The organism is Flavobacterium sp. Leaf82 (genome assembly GCF_001422725.1).
Classification (GTDB): domain Bacteria; phylum Bacteroidota; class Bacteroidia; order Flavobacteriales; family Flavobacteriaceae; genus Flavobacterium.
The window spans coordinates 795961-812785 of record NZ_LMMA01000001.1 but is presented as its reverse complement, the minus strand read 5'-3'; the positions used below and the strand labels follow the sequence as shown (position 1 = coordinate 812785).

General features: G+C 33.1%; 18 protein-coding genes. 9 read left to right on the top strand and 9 right to left on the bottom strand.

Going from position 1 to position 16825, the window contains the following annotated elements; all coding sequences use genetic code 11:
* Positions 1-89: 89 nt before the first annotated feature.
* From ASF10_RS03420 to ASF10_RS03395, 6 genes are all read left to right on the top strand, one after another.
* Complete coding sequence (locus ASF10_RS03420) at positions 90-881, top strand: DUF6268 family outer membrane beta-barrel protein (RefSeq protein ID WP_241774890.1); 792 nt, start codon at positions 90-92, stop codon at positions 879-881.
* Positions 882-897: 16 nt separating this feature from the next.
* Entirely contained in the window at positions 898-1905 is a 1008-nt protein-coding gene (locus ASF10_RS03415) for a Kelch repeat-containing protein (protein ID WP_056245400.1), read from the top strand.
* A gap of 1 nt (position 1906) precedes the next feature.
* Complete coding sequence (locus tag ASF10_RS03410; RefSeq protein WP_241774889.1) at positions 1907-2227, top strand: DUF4907 domain-containing protein; 321 nt, start codon at positions 1907-1909, stop codon at positions 2225-2227.
* Positions 2228-3331 (top strand): sensor histidine kinase, encoded by a 1104-nt coding sequence (locus ASF10_RS03405; protein ID WP_056245393.1) that lies wholly within the window; start codon positions 2228-2230, stop codon positions 3329-3331.
* A gap of 13 nt (positions 3332-3344) precedes the next feature.
* Positions 3345-4055, top strand: coding sequence for an intradiol ring-cleavage dioxygenase (locus ASF10_RS03400; RefSeq protein WP_056245391.1), 711 nt, complete (start codon positions 3345-3347; stop codon positions 4053-4055).
* 103 nt (positions 4056-4158) lie between these two features.
* Positions 4159-4875, top strand: coding sequence for a LytR/AlgR family response regulator transcription factor (locus ASF10_RS03395; protein WP_056245389.1), 717 nt, complete (start codon positions 4159-4161; stop codon positions 4873-4875).
* 1 nt (position 4876) lies between these two features.
* On the opposite strand, the gene ASF10_RS03390 is transcribed toward ASF10_RS03395, so the two are convergent.
* Positions 4877-5395, bottom strand: coding sequence for a gamma carbonic anhydrase family protein (locus ASF10_RS03390; RefSeq protein WP_055095129.1), 519 nt, complete (start codon positions 5393-5395; stop codon positions 4877-4879).
* A gap of 9 nt (positions 5396-5404) precedes the next feature.
* Positions 5405-6394: a type IX secretion system membrane protein PorP/SprF gene (locus ASF10_RS03385; protein WP_056245387.1), complete on the bottom strand. Its 990-nt coding sequence runs from the start codon at positions 6392-6394 to the stop codon at positions 5405-5407.
* 143 nt (positions 6395-6537) lie between these two features.
* Between ASF10_RS03385 and ASF10_RS03380 the strand changes: the two genes are divergently transcribed.
* From ASF10_RS03380 to ASF10_RS03370, 3 genes are all read left to right on the top strand, one after another.
* Positions 6538-7437 carry a NifU family protein gene (locus tag ASF10_RS03380; RefSeq protein WP_056245385.1) on the top strand — a complete coding sequence of 300 codons (900 nt, stop codon included), beginning with the start codon at positions 6538-6540 and terminating at the stop codon, positions 7435-7437.
* A gap of 145 nt (positions 7438-7582) precedes the next feature.
* Positions 7583-7990 (top strand): hypothetical protein, encoded by a 408-nt coding sequence (locus ASF10_RS03375; RefSeq protein WP_056245384.1) that lies wholly within the window; start codon positions 7583-7585, stop codon positions 7988-7990.
* Between the two features lie 89 nt (positions 7991-8079).
* Positions 8080-8892 carry a mechanosensitive ion channel family protein gene (locus ASF10_RS03370; RefSeq protein ID WP_056245381.1) on the top strand — a complete coding sequence of 271 codons (813 nt, stop codon included), beginning with the start codon at positions 8080-8082 and terminating at the stop codon, positions 8890-8892.
* Between the two features lie 6 nt (positions 8893-8898).
* Here the strand turns inward: ASF10_RS03370 and tsaB are convergent, their stop codons facing one another.
* The 7 genes from tsaB to ASF10_RS03335 form a co-directional block, all read right to left on the bottom strand.
* On the bottom strand, positions 8899-9573 hold the full coding sequence (gene tsaB, locus ASF10_RS03365) for a tRNA (adenosine(37)-N6)-threonylcarbamoyltransferase complex dimerization subunit type 1 TsaB (RefSeq protein ID WP_056245378.1): 675 nt from the start codon (positions 9571-9573) through the stop codon (positions 8899-8901).
* Between the two features lie 68 nt (positions 9574-9641).
* Positions 9642-10934, bottom strand: a complete 1293-nt coding sequence (locus tag ASF10_RS03360; protein ID WP_056245376.1) for an efflux RND transporter periplasmic adaptor subunit — start codon at positions 10932-10934, stop codon at positions 9642-9644.
* Between the two features lie 6 nt (positions 10935-10940).
* A complete protein-coding gene (locus tag ASF10_RS03355) occupies positions 10941-12326 on the bottom strand; it encodes a TolC family protein (RefSeq protein WP_056245373.1) in 1386 nt (461 codons plus the stop codon).
* 79 nt (positions 12327-12405) lie between these two features.
* Positions 12406-13521 (bottom strand): efflux RND transporter periplasmic adaptor subunit, encoded by a 1116-nt coding sequence (locus ASF10_RS03350; RefSeq protein WP_056245370.1) that lies wholly within the window; start codon positions 13519-13521, stop codon positions 12406-12408.
* 38 nt (positions 13522-13559) lie between these two features.
* Positions 13560-14825 (bottom strand): ABC transporter permease, encoded by a 1266-nt coding sequence (locus tag ASF10_RS03345; RefSeq protein ID WP_056245369.1) that lies wholly within the window; start codon positions 14823-14825, stop codon positions 13560-13562.
* 2 nt (positions 14826-14827) lie between these two features.
* A complete protein-coding gene (locus ASF10_RS03340; RefSeq protein ID WP_056245366.1) occupies positions 14828-16072 on the bottom strand; it encodes an ABC transporter permease in 1245 nt (414 codons plus the stop codon).
* Complete coding sequence (locus tag ASF10_RS03335; RefSeq protein ID WP_056245365.1) at positions 16065-16766, bottom strand: ABC transporter ATP-binding protein; 702 nt, start codon at positions 16764-16766, stop codon at positions 16065-16067. Before ASF10_RS03335 ends, ASF10_RS03340 begins: the two co-directional genes overlap by 8 nt.
* Positions 16767-16825: the final 59 nt, after the last annotated feature.

Here is a 16825-nt window from a genome sequence, read left to right as displayed (position 1 = left end):
AACCATTAGCCTCCTACTTTTGAACCAATAAATAAGTAATGAAAACAAGGTTTTTAATTTGTTCGGTTTTTTTGATTTCAATTTTCAATATGAAAGCTCAGGAGAACTTTTTGGTAAATATGAATATAAAAACAGAACCTACTGATAAGATTGATTTTAATGAAACCAATATAAATGTCTCGTTTAAGACGAAAGCTGGCAGTAAAAACACGATAACGAATACATTGGAATATTCGAATTTGAAAGTAAATTATGAATTAGGCGCTTTTAATGCCTATCAGAATTTGGATGGATTTAATCAGATTCAGGATAAGCTTAAATTTTCTCATGAGATATCAGACAAAACAAGTTTAAACTTTTCTATTACTCCAATGGTAAATTTTCAAAGCAATTTAGATACTTCTGACTTTTCGATTTTAGGAAGTTTTGAGATTAGGCAGCAATTGAATTCAAAAACAAACATTAGCATTGGTGCAGCACGAACAACTGTTTTTGGCACACCTAAATTCATGCCTGTTTTAGCATTAAATTATATAGTAAATAATCAAAGTTCTTTACTGATTGGTTTTCCGGATTCTAAAATTTCATACTCCAATAATAATAGAAATAAGTTCAGTCTCAGCAATAGTTTTAATGGCAATTTTTATCATTTAGATCCACAAAAAAATCTGGATAATAATGCCACAAAAGTTAGTTTGTCGCAAATGACTTCGGCTATTGAATATGAAAGAAATGTAGAAAAAAACTGGTTTCTGAATTTTAAAGCAGGATATGATTTTGACAAAAAATACAACCTGATGGATAATGACGATCATAAAGTTTATGATTTTAATACCGGTAACGGGTATGTTTTAGGAATTGGCATCAAATACAAACAATAAATAAATTTAATACACTATGAATAATTTTAAAAAAGGAATATTATTCGCTGCATTGTTTTCGAGTCTGGTTTTTATAGGCTGCAGCAACGATGATGACGATGATGATTTAATGGGAAACTGGGTTAAAAAATCAGCATTTGATGGCCCTGCGAGATCTAGTGCTACCAGTTTTGTTATTGGAGATTATGCTTATATAGCAACAGGTTATACTGGTGATGTTTATTTAAAAGATTTATGGGCTTATAATTCTACAGGTGATTATTGGGAGCAAAAAGCAGATTTTACAGGAGTTGGCAGAAGTTCTGCCTCTAGTTTTGCGCTTAACGAAAAAGGATATATTGGTCTTGGTTACGATGGTACAAATAAATTAAAAGATTTTTATCAATACGATCCTACCAGTAATAGCTGGACTCAAAAAACTGATTTTGCAGGAACTGGCCGTTATGCCGCTGTAGGTTTTCAGGCCGGAGGAAAAGCTTATTTTGGTACTGGTTATGACGGAAATTATCTTAAAGATTTCTATCAATATAGCGATGTGACAAATACATGGACACTTGTAAACGGATTTAGCGGAAATAAAAGACGTAATGCTACTGCTTTTATAATTGCGGACAAAGTTTATCTTGGAACCGGAATTAATAACGGGGTTTATCAGGAAGATTTCTGGGAATTTGATCCTGCTACTGATGTCTGGACCAGAAAACGTGATATCGATAAAGATACTGATGATGATTACAGTTATAACGATGACTATGCAATTGTTCGTTCAAACGCTTCGAGTTTCTCTATGAACGGATTAGGATATGTTGTGGGAGGAGAAAGCATCAAGACAATCTGGGAATATAATCCGGCAACAGATTTATGGACAGAAAGAACTCCTATGGAAGGTGCGAGCAGAACAGATGCTGTTGGTTTTGCGATCAACAATCGTGGTTTTTATATGTTAGGAAGAGTGGGTTCTACTTACTTTGATGACGCATGGGAATTTAAACCTTTAGAAGAGCAAAACAGCGATGATAATTAACATGAAAAAACAATTCTTCTGGAGTAAAATCCAGAAGAATTTATTGTTTCTTTTACTGGTTTTACAATTTACTGCTTGTGTAAAGCATGAGAAATTTAAAAGCACATCCTTCAAAACTGCAACAGGCTGGGGATATACAGTTGCTTTTAAAAATAAAACCATAATTAAACAATCTATTATTCCGGTAATAAATGACACTAAAAGTTTCTCGACAGAAAGCGATGCACTAAAAGTTGCAGACCTAGTAGTAGACAAACTCAATCAAAAGATATCACCAACGGTAACCAAAAATGATTTAATTTTATTAAAAATAAAATTATAAATGACACTAGATACCATCAAAAATACAAGCTCAAATAAAATTTTATTCCATTGCATTATATGGGTTTTCTTTATTCTGACTTCATTAATTCAATTTTATGAAAGTCCGTTTAGGATCAATAATGATTTCTATGTACAATGGAGTACCGGAATTCTGCTGTTTTATCTGAACTATTTTTATTTGGTTCCTGTGTTACTTTTAGAAAAAAAATACTGGCTTTATTTTGTATTTGTATTTGCTCTTATTTTACTTTTTATGATTATCAGGATTAATTATTTTATTCCTGAATTTAGGCATACAAGACCCGCAATGGGACCTCCTCCTGAGGATCTTAAATTAATATTTAAAGGAAAACGGGTCACAGCTATAATGGCGACAAGACAGCCCTTATTTTTTAAAATTGGTCCTTCTTTTTTCTATATTTTAATTATTACCATAAGTGCTATTATTAGAACACTAACTGAATTTTATAACAACCAACAAAACAAATTAATTGCCGAAACCCACAGAACAAATACGGAATTGATTTATTTGCGCAAACAAACCAATCCGCATTTTCTATTCAATTCATTAAACAGTATTTATTCTCTGGCACATAAAAAATCTGATTTGGTCCCTGATGCCATCGTCACATTGTCAGAATTAATGCGCTATATGCTGTATGAAACAGATAATAAAACGGTGGCTTTAGAAAAAGAAGTCAATTACATTCAAAATTATATCGAGCTGCAAAAACTAAGACTGAATAATATAGAAGATATTGTTATTAATGTTCATGGAGACACGCGCAACAAGTTTATTGAACCTCTATTATTGATTTCGTTTGTAGAAAATGCCTTTAAATACGGAACTGATTATAAAGGTGCGGCACATGTAAAGATCAAAATTTTTATCCTGGAAAACAGTCTCGATTTCTGGATCGAAAATACGATTGAAAGCTATGTCAAAGATCCTGAAAATTCAGGAATTGGTTTGGTAAACATTCAAAACCGACTGGATTTACTTTATCCAAACGCACATGAACTTAAAATCACACAAGACAATCAATACTATCGTGTGCATTTGAATTTAAAATTAGATAAAATCCAAACCGCAATAAATTAAACAGAAACTGAATATGGACAGAAAAAAATTCATTCGAAACGGTATTTTAGGAATTGCTTCTTTAGCAACAGCTTCTAAGTTATTAGAATCCTGTTCTAAAAATGATAATGATGACAAAGGCACAACCTCTTCTGAAGATGACAGTTGTTCGGTTTCTCCATCAGAAACTAAAGGACCATTCCCTATCAAAACGCCAAGCCAATTGGTTTTAGAAAACATAAAATCAGATCGTGTTGGAGTTGCTTTGCTGATCAATTTAGTTATCGAAAACAAAAACAACAATTGTTCGCCACTTGCCGGTGTTTTAGTCGATATCTGGCATTGTGATAAAGATGGAAATTACTCTGAATATGGCGGGACGTCGATGCAGCAAACTGATTATACAACGGTTCATTTTTTAAGAGGCAGACAAACTACAAATGCTAAAGGAGAAGTTTCGTTTATTTCGATTTATCCGGGTTGGTATCAAGGCAGGGCGCCTCATGTGCATGTCGAAGTATTAAGCAGTACCGGATCTTCCTTATTAGTAACTCAGATTGCTTTTCCGGAAACCATTTCAAGTACCGTTTATTCGAGTACAAATTATGCTGCTCACGGTCAGGCCGACACTGCGAATACAAAAGACAATGTTTTCTCTGATAGTTTGGCTGATGAATTAGCAACCCTAACAGGTAATCTAACAGACGGTTACACTTTAAGCAAAACAATTACTGTAAACGGATAAATCAAGTTCGATCTGTTTTTTATGATAATTTTAAAACTTAATTTACTAGTTTAAAAGTACTTTTGAACACCAAATCAAATCTTTAAACCTAAAACTTCAACAAATGAAATGTGTAATTATTGACGATGAACCTTTAGCGGTTGAATTATTAGAAGATTTTGTTCGAAAGATAGATTCGCTGGAACTTCTCACTACTTTTAATAATGCTATTGATGCTGTTTCATTTATCAACCAGAACAATGTTGATTTGATTTTTCTGGACATTCAGATGCCTCATTTTTCAGGAATTGATTTTTTAAATACGATCGAAAAAAAGCCTTTGGTTATTTTTACGACTGCTTTTTCTGATTATGCCGTTGAAGGTTTTAATCTTGGTGCTGTAGATTATTTAGTAAAGCCCATTCCATTTCATCGTTTTTTAAAATCGGTTGTCAGGGCACAACAAATTTTAAATCCTGCTGCCAATGTTCAGGCCATTTCTGAAAGCACAACTGCACCGGAATTAGAACAGGATTTTATGTTTGTAAGAGCAGAATATGAGAATGTAAAAATGAATTTTTCGGATATTTTATTTATAGAAGGACTAAAAGATTATGTCAAAATATATACTACGGATAATAAGTTCACGCTTACCTTAATCAGTCTTATAAAACTGGAAAATTTACTTTCAAGCAAAGGTTTCTCCCGAATTCACAGGTCTTATATCATTAATATAAAACATGTAAAATCAATCCAGAAAAATAAAGTTTTGATTAGTGATAAACGAATTCCAATTAGCGAAAGTTATAAAAGTGCTTTTTTTGAAAGAATAAATTTGTAGTTTATTCTTCGTTCTTAAACCATCCGGAATACATTACATAATTGTTTGAAATACGCTCAATTTCGCCAGCGAAGTCAGACTGATCAATGTCTTTTACCTTTTTTGCAGGAACACCGGCATAAATAGTTCCTGATGCAACAACTGTATTTTGTGTTACAACAGCTCCGGCAGCGATAATCGAATTGCTTTCTACAACACAATTATCCATTACGATTGCTCCCATACCAATTAAAACATTGTCGTGAATTTTACATCCGTGAACAATGGCATTGTGTCCTATTGAAACATTATTACCTATAATAGTTGGGTGTTTTTGATACGTACAATGAATAATCGCTCCATCCTGAATATTTACTTTATTGCCAATTGATATAAAATTGACATCGCCGCGAATTACAGCATTAAACCAAACACTGCAAGAATCTCCAAAAGTAACGTCGCCAACAATTGTAGCATTTTCGGCAACATAACAGTCCTCAGGAATCGAAGGCGTTTTTCCGTTTACAGATTTAATAAGCATAATAAAAATTTAATTAATTGCAGGACAATTACAATCGTAACGTTCCTTTTTACAAAATAAATTGATACCCAAAGTAATTTGATGGTATCCTCCGGTATCAAATTTTACATCGCCCGTAACTTGTGAATATGTATAGGCAAACATAAAATTCTTATAATTAAGACCAATTATTGGCGTAATGTATTGTAATTTTTGAGCAGCTACACCACTTGAATTGCTATATTCCGCACCATCAAAACTTCTTCTGTATGATAAGGCAGCCCATAAACTTCCAAAATCCATGCTCTTATACGCTTTTAAGTTTAAATCGACCGATTTCTCTTTTGTTTTATCAAATACCTGAAACAAAACAGAAGGTTCCCAGGTAATCGAATTGCTTTTACCAAAAACATATCCCGCACTTAAAAGAAATTTTCTCACATTATCGCTCTCATAATCCGTATATAATTCGCGTCTCGTTTCAAGCAATCCCTGAACGGTTGCATGCGCATAAAAATCAAGATAATTATAAGAGGCTCCAACATCAACATTAAAATAAGAATCTTTTTGAATCTGTCCAAAAACTATTGGATCAAAAGTACCTCCAAATTTGGTTTCGTCTAACTGACTCTGAATTATTCCTCCACTAATACCAAACGAAAGTTGGTTTAAATCGAGCTCATCTCTCGAAAACATGATATGATGTGCATAAGTAAGCTTTACTCCTTTTTGCGAATGGTAACCATTTTTATCATTAAAAATAATAATTCCGGCTCCGGATCTCTCCCCTATTCTTCCGTTAAAAGTTAACGTTTGAAGTGTAGGTGCATCTTCCTGACCAAACCATTGTTTTCTGGCTGTCAATCTTATTTTTGCACAATTCGCCGCGCCAGCCATTGATGGGTGAATCAAGTAATAGTTATCTGACAAATAATCTGAATAAACAGGTATTCCTTCTTGCGAATAAGAATAAAATGTTGTTATTAAAAAAAGAAATAAAACCTTGATTCTAAATTCCATAAAGGCAATTTTGCTTAAATATATTTTAGACTCTTGTAATTTAATACGATTTATTTGAAAAGAGTCTTAATTATTTTATTAAAAAATCAAATATAGGTATTAGTAGAAAATAACTTTACTAAATTTGTGGAAAATTACAAATCATGACAAAAATCACCATAAAAGAAACTCAAAATCCGACTATCCTAAAGTTTGAATTTGAAGATTTCATCACGCAAAATCAAAATTTTGAATTTAAAAATATTGACGAAGCACAATCATCACCTTTAGCACAACAATTATTTTATCTTCCGTTTGTTAAAACAGTATACATTTCAGGAAACTTTATTGCGATCGAAAGATACAGTATTGTAGAATGGGACGATGTTAAAGACGCTGTTGCTGAACAAATTGAATCGTTTGTTGACAAAGGTGGCGTTATAATAAAAGTTGATGAAAATCAGCCTAAAAAACAACCTATTACTGTTTACGGAGAAACAACTCCAAATCCTTCTGCCTTAAAATTTGTTGTAAGCAGAATGTTGACGAGAAATGCTGTTGAATATAAAAATATTGACCAGACTGCTTCTTCTCCATTAGCAAAAGAATTGTTTAAATTTCCTTATGTAAAAGAAGTTTTTATTGATGAAAATTATATTTCGGTAACGAAATATGATGTTAACAACTGGGACGAAATTACCCTTGAAGTACGAACTTTCATCAAACAATTTATTGAAAATGGCGGAACTGTTTTAAATGAAACTTTAATTGAAGTTGCTACAAAAAATGACATCACTAAAGATGAAGCATTTGATAAGTTAGATGTTACTTCTCAGCAAATTATTAATATATTAGAAGAATATGTGAAACCAGCAGTTGCGGCTGATGGCGGAAACATTGCTTTTGATTCTTATAACGAGAATGATAAAACGGTTAAAGTAATCCTGCAAGGTGCTTGCAGCGGTTGTCCGTCGTCTACTTTTACTTTAAAAAGCGGAATCGAAAATATGCTGAAAAGCATGCTAAATGACGAAGCAATAAAAGTGGAAGCTGTAAATGCATAATATTTTGTTCTAAAAAATACAGAAAGCGTCTCAAATGAGACGCTTTCTGTATTTTATTCGTATCTCCTTAATATTCAATAAATTATTAAGCCGCAATATGATAAAAATAGTTAATATTGTATTCTAAACCAATCAATATAAAACTATGGGATTATCTTCATTTTTCAAGAATTTATTTGGCAAGACCAAAGATTCTGCTTCAGATTTAGCAACAGAAGCCGAGGTTAAGTTTGAACAGGCTAAAGAAGCAGCTGCTCCTTACATCGACAAAGCAGAGACTTTTGCTGAGGAAACTATCGCAAAAGCAAAAGAAGCAGCAGAACCCATATTGGACAATGCCGTAGAATATGCCCATAAAGCAAAAGATATTGTGAGTGAATATGTAGAAAAAGCATCAGATTCATTAAGCGATGTAATCGATTCTGTAAAAGAAAAAACAAATGAAGTTTCCGGCGAAACCAAAACTGTTATTTCAGAAACTACAACAGATACCACTGAAAAAACTGAAACGATAGTGCAAAAAAATATCGATCCTGTTACTGACAAGGAATAAAGACATTTTTTCTAATAAAAATAAAATATCTCTATATTTGCACCACTAATATACCTTCTCTTTGAGAAGGTTTTTTTATTCGAAAAAACATGAACATGAATCCAGATCAAATTAGCAATTATGTCTCTAAATTTATTGACGTATTAGTTGATTATGCACCTAAATTAGTCTCTGCGTTTATTATTTTATTTGTTGGTATTTATGCCATCAGATTAATAAACAGAGTCATTACAAAAGTAATGGTTCAACGAAATTTAGATCCTACCTTAACAAAATTTCTCTCGGACATCCTGATATGGGCACTACGTATTTTATTATTTGTAACGTTTATTTCAAAACTCGGGATTGAGACTTCGTCATTTGTTGCTATTTTGGGAGCAATGGGACTTGCAGTAGGTTTATCATTGCAGGGTTCGCTTTCTAATTTTGCAGGCGGAATGCTAATTATCGTTTTTAAACCTTTTAAAGTTGGTGATACAATCGAGGCGCAAGGTGTTATTGCAACTGTTGTTGAGATTCAGATTTTTGTTACTAAGATGCTTACGGGTAATAACCAGACTGTTTTTGTACCAAACGGAGCTTTGTCTAACGGAACAATAATCAATTACTCTATGCAAGGAGAAAGAAAAGCTGATTTGACATTTTCTATTTCTTATGACTCTGATATTAAGAAAGCAAAAGAGATTCTTTTAGATGTTTTAGTCAAAAACCCAAAAGTGCTTAAAACTCCTGCACCAGAAGTTTTTGTAAAGAATTTATCAGCAAGTTCTATAGATTTTGCCGTACGTCCGTGGGCAAAAAATGCCAATTATGGAGCTGTTTTTTCTGAAACACTTGAGAACTGCAAAATCGCTCTTGATGAAGCAGGAATTTCAATTCAGCCTTTTACACTTCAAAAATAAAATGTTTTATTGTTTTTTTGATGGTGGTGCCATCATGAAATCTTTTAAATAGTAAGGTTCAAAATAAGCGACATCTACAATGTCGCTTTTTTGATATTTATCGTAACTGATCTTACTCATTGCTGATGCTGACGGAAATTTGATTTCTTCTAAAAACACAAAGTTTTCCTTTGTTAAAACCGGTTTGCATTTCCCTGCACAATCACCAACAAAATAAACTGTTTCGTTATATTCTGCAAATGAATCCTGTGTTATAACTTCAGCTTCGATAGCTCTTTCAGTTTCTAATTTTGCATTAAAAACTTCACTGTAAACTTCCATTCTCCTTGCGTCAAGCATTGGGATAATTTTTCCCTCAGAGACTTTTGCCTGCGAAGCTAAAGTTTGTAGTGTATCAATTGCTATTAATGGAATGTTTAAGGCAAAACACAACCCTTTTGCTGCTGATACCCCTATTCGCAAACCAGTATAAGAACCTGGTCCCTGACTTACCGCAACTGCATTTAAATCCTGAACATTTAATCCTGCTTCGGCTATTACTTCTTCGATAAAAACATGCAGCTTTTCGGCATGTGAATATCCTTCTTCAGCAATTTCTTTACAAACAATTGTTTCTCCATTTTTAGCAATGGATACGGAGCAATTTTTAGTAGCAGTTTCAATATTAAGGATAAAAGACAAGGTATTTATTTTTAAAATTAATTATTCATGTCAGACTGAGCGTGACACTATCTTTAAAGAAAATCTATTTACTTTTTAGGTAAATCAGCTTTTTTCAGTTTTACTTTATCGCCGGAATTTAAGTCTTTGGAAACCGTTGTATAAGGTCCGGTAATTACCACATCTCCGGTTTGTAATCCTGAAAGGACTTCAATATTCGTATCGTCCTGAATACCTGTTTTAATAATTCTGATTTTAGCTTTATCACCAACTTTTACAAAAACACATTCGAATTTTTTATCACTTTTCGGAGCTGTTTTTTTGTCATCATTTGGTTCTTCAACTTTAAAATCTTTTACGGCAGTTGTATCAGATTTTACTACAACAGAGCTAATTGGCACTGCCAAAACATTGCTTTTAGTTCTTGTAATAATATCGACAGTAGCAGTCATTCCTGGTCTAAAAGGCGAATAAGTACTTGGCTGACCTTCTAATAAATCCTGATATGATTCTTTTAGAATACGAACTTTAACTTTAAAATTAGTTACCTGATCTGAGGTTAATGTTGTACTTGCCGAGTTAGAAATACTGGTTACAGTGCCTTTAAACTTCTTTTTTAAATACGCATCAACTTCAACATTTGCTTCATCACCAATTTTTACTTTTACAATATCATTTTCGTTCACATCAACTTCAACTTCCATATTGTTAAGGTTTGCTACTCTCAAAAGTTCTGTTCCTGCCATTTGCTGCGTTCCAAGAACTCGTTCTCCTAACTCTACATTTAAAACAGAAATTGTTCCGGCTGCCGGCGCATAAATTAAGGTACGTCCTAAATTGTCTTTAGCTTCGGTTACAGATGCTGATGCACTTTGAACATTATAGTAAGAGCTTTGTTTTGTAGCTTTTGCCACTTCAAAAGTAGCAATCGATTTATCCCAGTCAGACTTTGAAATTACGCCTTTGTCATAAAGTGTTTTATTACGTTCGTAACTTGCTTTTGCTTCTTTATAATTTGCTTCTGATTGTGTCAAACTAGCTTTGGTTCCGGATAAATTAGCAACAGATCTGTCTAATCCTGAAGTATACAAATCCGGGTTTATTTTTACTAATAAGTCTCCTTTTTTAACAACCTGACCTTCTTTGACATTCAATGCGATAATTTCACCTGAAACCATTGACGAAAGTTTTACTTCGATTTCCGGTTGAATTTTACCTGTTGCTGAAACTGTTTCTACAATTGTTGAAGCAACTACTTTTGAAACTTCTACTTCTTTTCCTTCATCCTTATTTCCTATTACTCCTGCTTTAGAAAGAGCAATTAAACCTACGATAAGAACTACTGCACCGCCAAGTAAGAAATAAATTGTTTTTTTTGACATAATAAATTATTTTGTGATAATTGGGACAATTGGAATTCCAAAGTAGAATTCAAGTATTTTTATTTTAAAAATGTAATCGTATTTTGTTCTGATAACGTCTGACTGTGCATTGGTTAACAAGGTTTGAGCCTGTGTAAAATCAAATGAATTCATTAAACCTACATCATACTTTTCTTTGGCATAATTATAAGCTTGTTGTCTTGCTTCTAATGTTACCGTTGATGATTCATATGCATTTAATGCTCCTTTAGCATCTGTAAAAGCAGTATAAACGTTACGTTGCAAATCTAAACTTTTTTGTTCTAAATCTATTTTAGATTTCTCTAAACTTACCTTACTACGCTCTACATTATTTCGAACAGAAAAACCATTAAATATAGGAACGTTTAATTGAAAACCAAAATTATGTCCTTTGTTATCGCTAAACTGATCTAAAACAGAATGTGGTCCTGAATAAACCGGATTTCCATTTCCATCTGTTCCAATAATTCTGTCACTATAACTTGCACTTGTACTAAATTGGTAAAAACCTCTAAGCGTTGGCTGAAAAGCTCCTCTTGCGATCGCAACACTTTTTTCTGCAATTTCAAGATTTGTCTGAGCCAGTTTTAATTCTGTTCTAATTTCTTTGGCTTTCGTATAAATATCAACCGGAGTTTGCGCCATGATATTATTCTCATCTTTTGCATTTGTATCATCTATAACATCAAAATCTGCAAACTCTTTTAATTGTAAAAGCTGCGCCAGACTTAATTTAGAAATTAGCAAACTATTTTCGGCAACAATAATCGCCTGTTGATCTGTTGCTTCAGTAGCCTTTAAATCATACAAATCGCCACGCGGAATTGTTCCCGCATTTACCATTTCTTCTGAACGCGCCAAACGTTTTTGATCAATAGATAATTGCTCTTTCTTTACTTTTAAATTTTCTTTATTGAAAAGAATTTCCAAAAATGCATTTGCTACATTCAGTGAAATATCTTCCTGCATTTTCAAAAGCTGATATTGCGATGCTATAATAGAAAGTTTTGCTCTTCTATAAGTATTTTGATTTTGCAGACCTTTGTAAATATCAACACCTGCATTAACTCCTAAAGAAGAATATTGTGTTGTTTGGGTAGTTGCAATATTGGTCACCGGGTTAACGTTCAAACCAATATTCCAGGAGTGAGAAGCGGTACCATTTACTGTTGGAAGATAACTTCCTAATGCTCCTTTTTTATCAATTGCAGCATTTTTTACATCCAGCTCTGATAATTTTATTGTGATATTATTATCTAATGCATAACGCACGCATTCTTCTAATGTCCATTGTTTTGATTGTGCCTGCGATGATAGACCAAATCCGAATAACAGGGCTAAAACAAGACTATTATATTTATTTATTTTCATATATTTTGAATGAAAGCATAGCAAGATGCTACGCAAATTTAACAATTTTTAAACCTCAAAAACTCTTTATACTTTCAAATTATTTTTTTTCTCCTTCATTGATCAAACCCTGATTCCAGATCTTAATTTTATCAGAATCTTTTACTCCACTTTTAACCTGAACATAAATTCCGTCACTAACTCCTAAAACTAAATCTCTTCTTTCGAATTTTTGAGGAGCAGTTTCTACTTCAATATATGGTTTTTGAGTTTTTTTGTCAAATTGAACTAATGATTCTTTAATGGCTAAAGTTTTTTCTGCTTTTTCTAAAATAATAGAAGCATTTGCACTTAAGCCGGCTCTGATAAATGTTGCATCTTTATTTTCAAGAGAAGCCTTAATTTCAAACTGAATAGCACCATTTTCTACAACTCCTTTTGGGGCGATATCTGTTAAAACAGCATTGAATTTTTTGTTTTCGATTGCTCCAACTGTAATCTCGATTGGCATTCTTTCTTTTACTTTTCCAACTTCAGATTCGTCAATTTTTCCAATAAAAATCATTCTTCCAATGTCTGCAACACTTGCAATTGTAGTTCCTTCATTAAAGTTATTACTTTCTATAACCTGATTTCCTACTTTTACCGGAACCGCCAAAACCATTCCGTTTACCGTTGAACGAATTAAAGTATTAGCATAATTTCCTAAAGAAGTTGTTGTTCCTGTTTTTACGATATCTAAACTTTGTTTAGCGGCCTGATAGTTTTGTTTCGCTTGTGTATACGCTAATTGCGCTGCATCAAAATCATTAGCAGAAATTACATCTTTATCAAACAAAGTTTTTTGTCTTTTATAGATTTTTTCCTGATTATCCAAAGCAATTTTAGCAGTTTGCACCTGATTTTGAGTGCTGCTTACATTCGACACATTCGCTACAACTCTAATTTTGGCAATCATATCTCCAGCCTTGATTCTCTCTCCTGCTTTGATATACACTTGTTCAATAATTCCTGAGATATTAGGTTTGATTAAGACCTCTTCATCAGGTTGAATGTTACCAGTTGCAATTGTAGTTTTTACGATTGTTTTAATCTCTGCTTTTTCAGTTTTAAACACAATTGGAGATTCCTGATTTTTGGCATACAAATAATATAGTGCGCCAAAGAAAACTATAGCAATAAAGATTAAAATGGTTACGGTTATTCCTTTTTTCATTTTGTTATTGGTTTAATCGATTATTTTTGATTGATAATTTATTCTGTTCTTAAAGCATCTACAGGCTTTACATTAATTGCGGTTTGCGCTGGTATAAATCCTGCCAGCAAACCTGATCCTACTAATATTATTAAGGCAACAAATACAACTCTTAAATCTACGCTTGGGTTGGCAAACATCATATTACTATCTGGCGGCATAGAATCTAATACCATATTTAAAATCGCTATAACTCCGGTTGCCACAGCAATACCCAACATTCCTGAAATAATAGTCAAAAATATAGACTCAGATAAAATCTGACCGCGAATCGCTCCCGGCGTTGCTCCTAAAGCTCTGCGAATCCCTATTTCTTTTGTTCGTTCTTTGACCACAATCAGCATAATATTTGAGATTCCGATAACTCCTGAAATCAAGACCAAAGTTCCTACAAAATAAGCGATGATTTTTAATATATTAAACAAACTTTGTACTTTATTATATTGTTCATACAAATCAAAGTTTCCCACAGCACGATCATCCTTTGGGTTAATGGAATGCAGGATTTTTATCTGTTCTAAAATCTTTGGTTTTAAATCCGTAATAGAAACTTCATCTCTTGATGTAATCGCCATCCAGCCCACTTTATCACCATAATTAAAAGCTTGCTGAAAAGTAGTAAAGGGTAAAAAAATATTTTTTTGTTCCTGTTCTGCATTTCCACCGGTTCTTTTTGAATTGTAAACCCCAACTACCATAAAATTGATTCCGTTAACTTTTATGTAAGTTCCCACAGCTTCTTCTTCTTTTCCGTATAATTCAGTAATAACACCTTTACCTATTACGGCTATTTTTCGTCTTTCCTGAATATCCTGTTGGTTTATAAAACGTCCTTTTATAATATCCATTGGTTGTTGTTTGATCAACTCAGGATAATCTCCATAAATGGTAAATGCCGACGTTTTTGTACCGCGCACCACATTGTTTGTTCCGTTAAAATCCCCTAATTGATTACGTGGCGACACATATAACAAATCCGGCAAAGCTGCTCTTAATGCTGCAACATCACTATTTCTAAAATCATATTTTCGTACTTTAGGCAAACCTTTATAAGCTTTTGAAGTCGTCTGACTCCACATAAACATCGTGTTTGTGGCTATTCCGTCAAAATCTTTTTTTACCCCGTTCTCTAAACCATTTCCTGCAGCCAGTAATATTACCAGAATAAATATTCCCCAAAATACACCAAATGCCGTTAAAACAGTTCTAAAAACGTTGGCTGTCAAAGCCTGTAAAATCTCATCCCAATTATCTTTCTTAAACATAATTATTCGTCTCTAAGTGCTACAATAGGTCTAATTTTGGCTGCTCGATATGCCGGAAAAAATCCTGCCAATGCGCCTGCAAACACCAGTAAAACAAGTGTTGTCAAAGCCACACTAAAATCAACCTCGGGATTTCTAAAATATTCACTCTGAACCATTGGTCCAACAAATTCCAGCAATAACAAACTCGCCAGTAATCCCACAAAACCAGCAATAGTCGTAATAAATATGGATTCATGAAGTATCATCGAAATGATAGAAAAAGGCGAAGCTCCTAAAGCTTTTCTAATTCCAATTTCTTTAGTTCGTTCTTTAACTATAATAAGCATGATATTACTTACTCCAACAACTCCGGCAATAATGGTACAAATACCAACCCACCAGAAAAATAATTTGATATAGAGATTTAAGTCATAATACTGTTTTGCTTCTTGTACAGAATTATAAATTCCAATTGCGCTTTCATCGTCCGGAGCAATAATGTTTTTACTTTTCAATAACTCCCTGACATCATTTGTAAATTGCTTCGATTGTGCTAATGCTTCGTCATAATCTGCTTTTTTATTTAAAACGAACATCATCCCTGTAATTTTATCTCCACCTCCAAAAGCACGCTGAATAGTAGTCATAGGCATATACAATCGTGTCTCTTCTCTCTCGCCTGATGGATCTGTAAAGACTCCAATTACTTTAAAATTAATACCATTTACTGAAATTTCTTTCCCAATAGCGTCTTCTTCCTTAAAGATATCCTGCTTAAGTTTTAAACCAATTGCAGTCACTTTTTCATTGTTTTTTAAATCATTATCGTTTAAAAATCTTCCCTGAATTATAGTTCCGTTTTCTATGTCTAAGTAATCCGGATTTACGCCTCTGTATTGATAGTTTCCAGATTCTTTTCCGTAGGTTACGATTACACCACGCGTGATATTCGTAGCTGATTTTTTATCGATTTGATCATCAAACTTCATTACCGGAAGATCATAATCGCTGTTTCGCAACTGGATTTGTCTTCCCGGATTCAATCCTTTATATTCTTTTGTGGTTGTATTTGACCAAATTTCAATAATTCCTACAGCATCATTTTCAAATTGTTTCTGAATTCCGTTCTGAAGTCCTTTTCCCGCTCCAAGCAGAATCACCAAAATAAAAATACCAGAAGCCACAGAAATTCCGGTAAGAAATGTTCTTAGTCGGTTTTTAGAAATTGCTTCGAATATTTCCTGCCAACGTTCAATATTAAACATAAGATGAAGCTCTAACTTGTTCTACTAATTTATCATCTATAATTAATCCGTCTTTCAGGACCACATTTCTTTTGCACATTGCGGCAATATCGGGTTCATGGGTAACGATTAAAATGGTTTTTCCTTCATCGTTAATTCCCTGGATAAGTTCCATAACTTCATAGGAAGTTTTAGTATCCAAAGCACCAGTTGGCTCATCTGCCAGTAAAACTTTAGGGTTTGAAGCTAATGCACGGGCAATTGCAACACGTTGTTTCTGACCTCCTGAAAGTTCATTAGGCAAATGGTGTGAATGCGAACTCAAACCTACTTTTTCTAAATATTTCATAGCAATTTCATAACGCTCTTTTCTCTTTATACCCTGATAATATAAAGGCATTGCAACATTATCAAGTGCCGTTTTATAGTTTATTAAATTGAAAGATTGAAATACAAATCCCAAAAATTTATTTCGATATCTTGAAGCTATCGTTTCGTTTAAATTTTTAATTGGAGTTTTATCTAAAATATAACTACCCGAATCTGCTTCATCAAGGATTCCCAGAATATTTAAAAGCGTAGATTTACCAGATCCTGATGATCCCATAATGGCAACCAATTCACCTTCTTCAATATTAAAATTAATTCCTTTTAACACATGTAATTCTGAACTTCCCATTTTATAGGATTTATGTAAATCTTTGATTTCGATCATCGTACTGTTAAATTTTAAAACAATAATAATATTTTTTATAAGTAATTTATGGTAAAAAA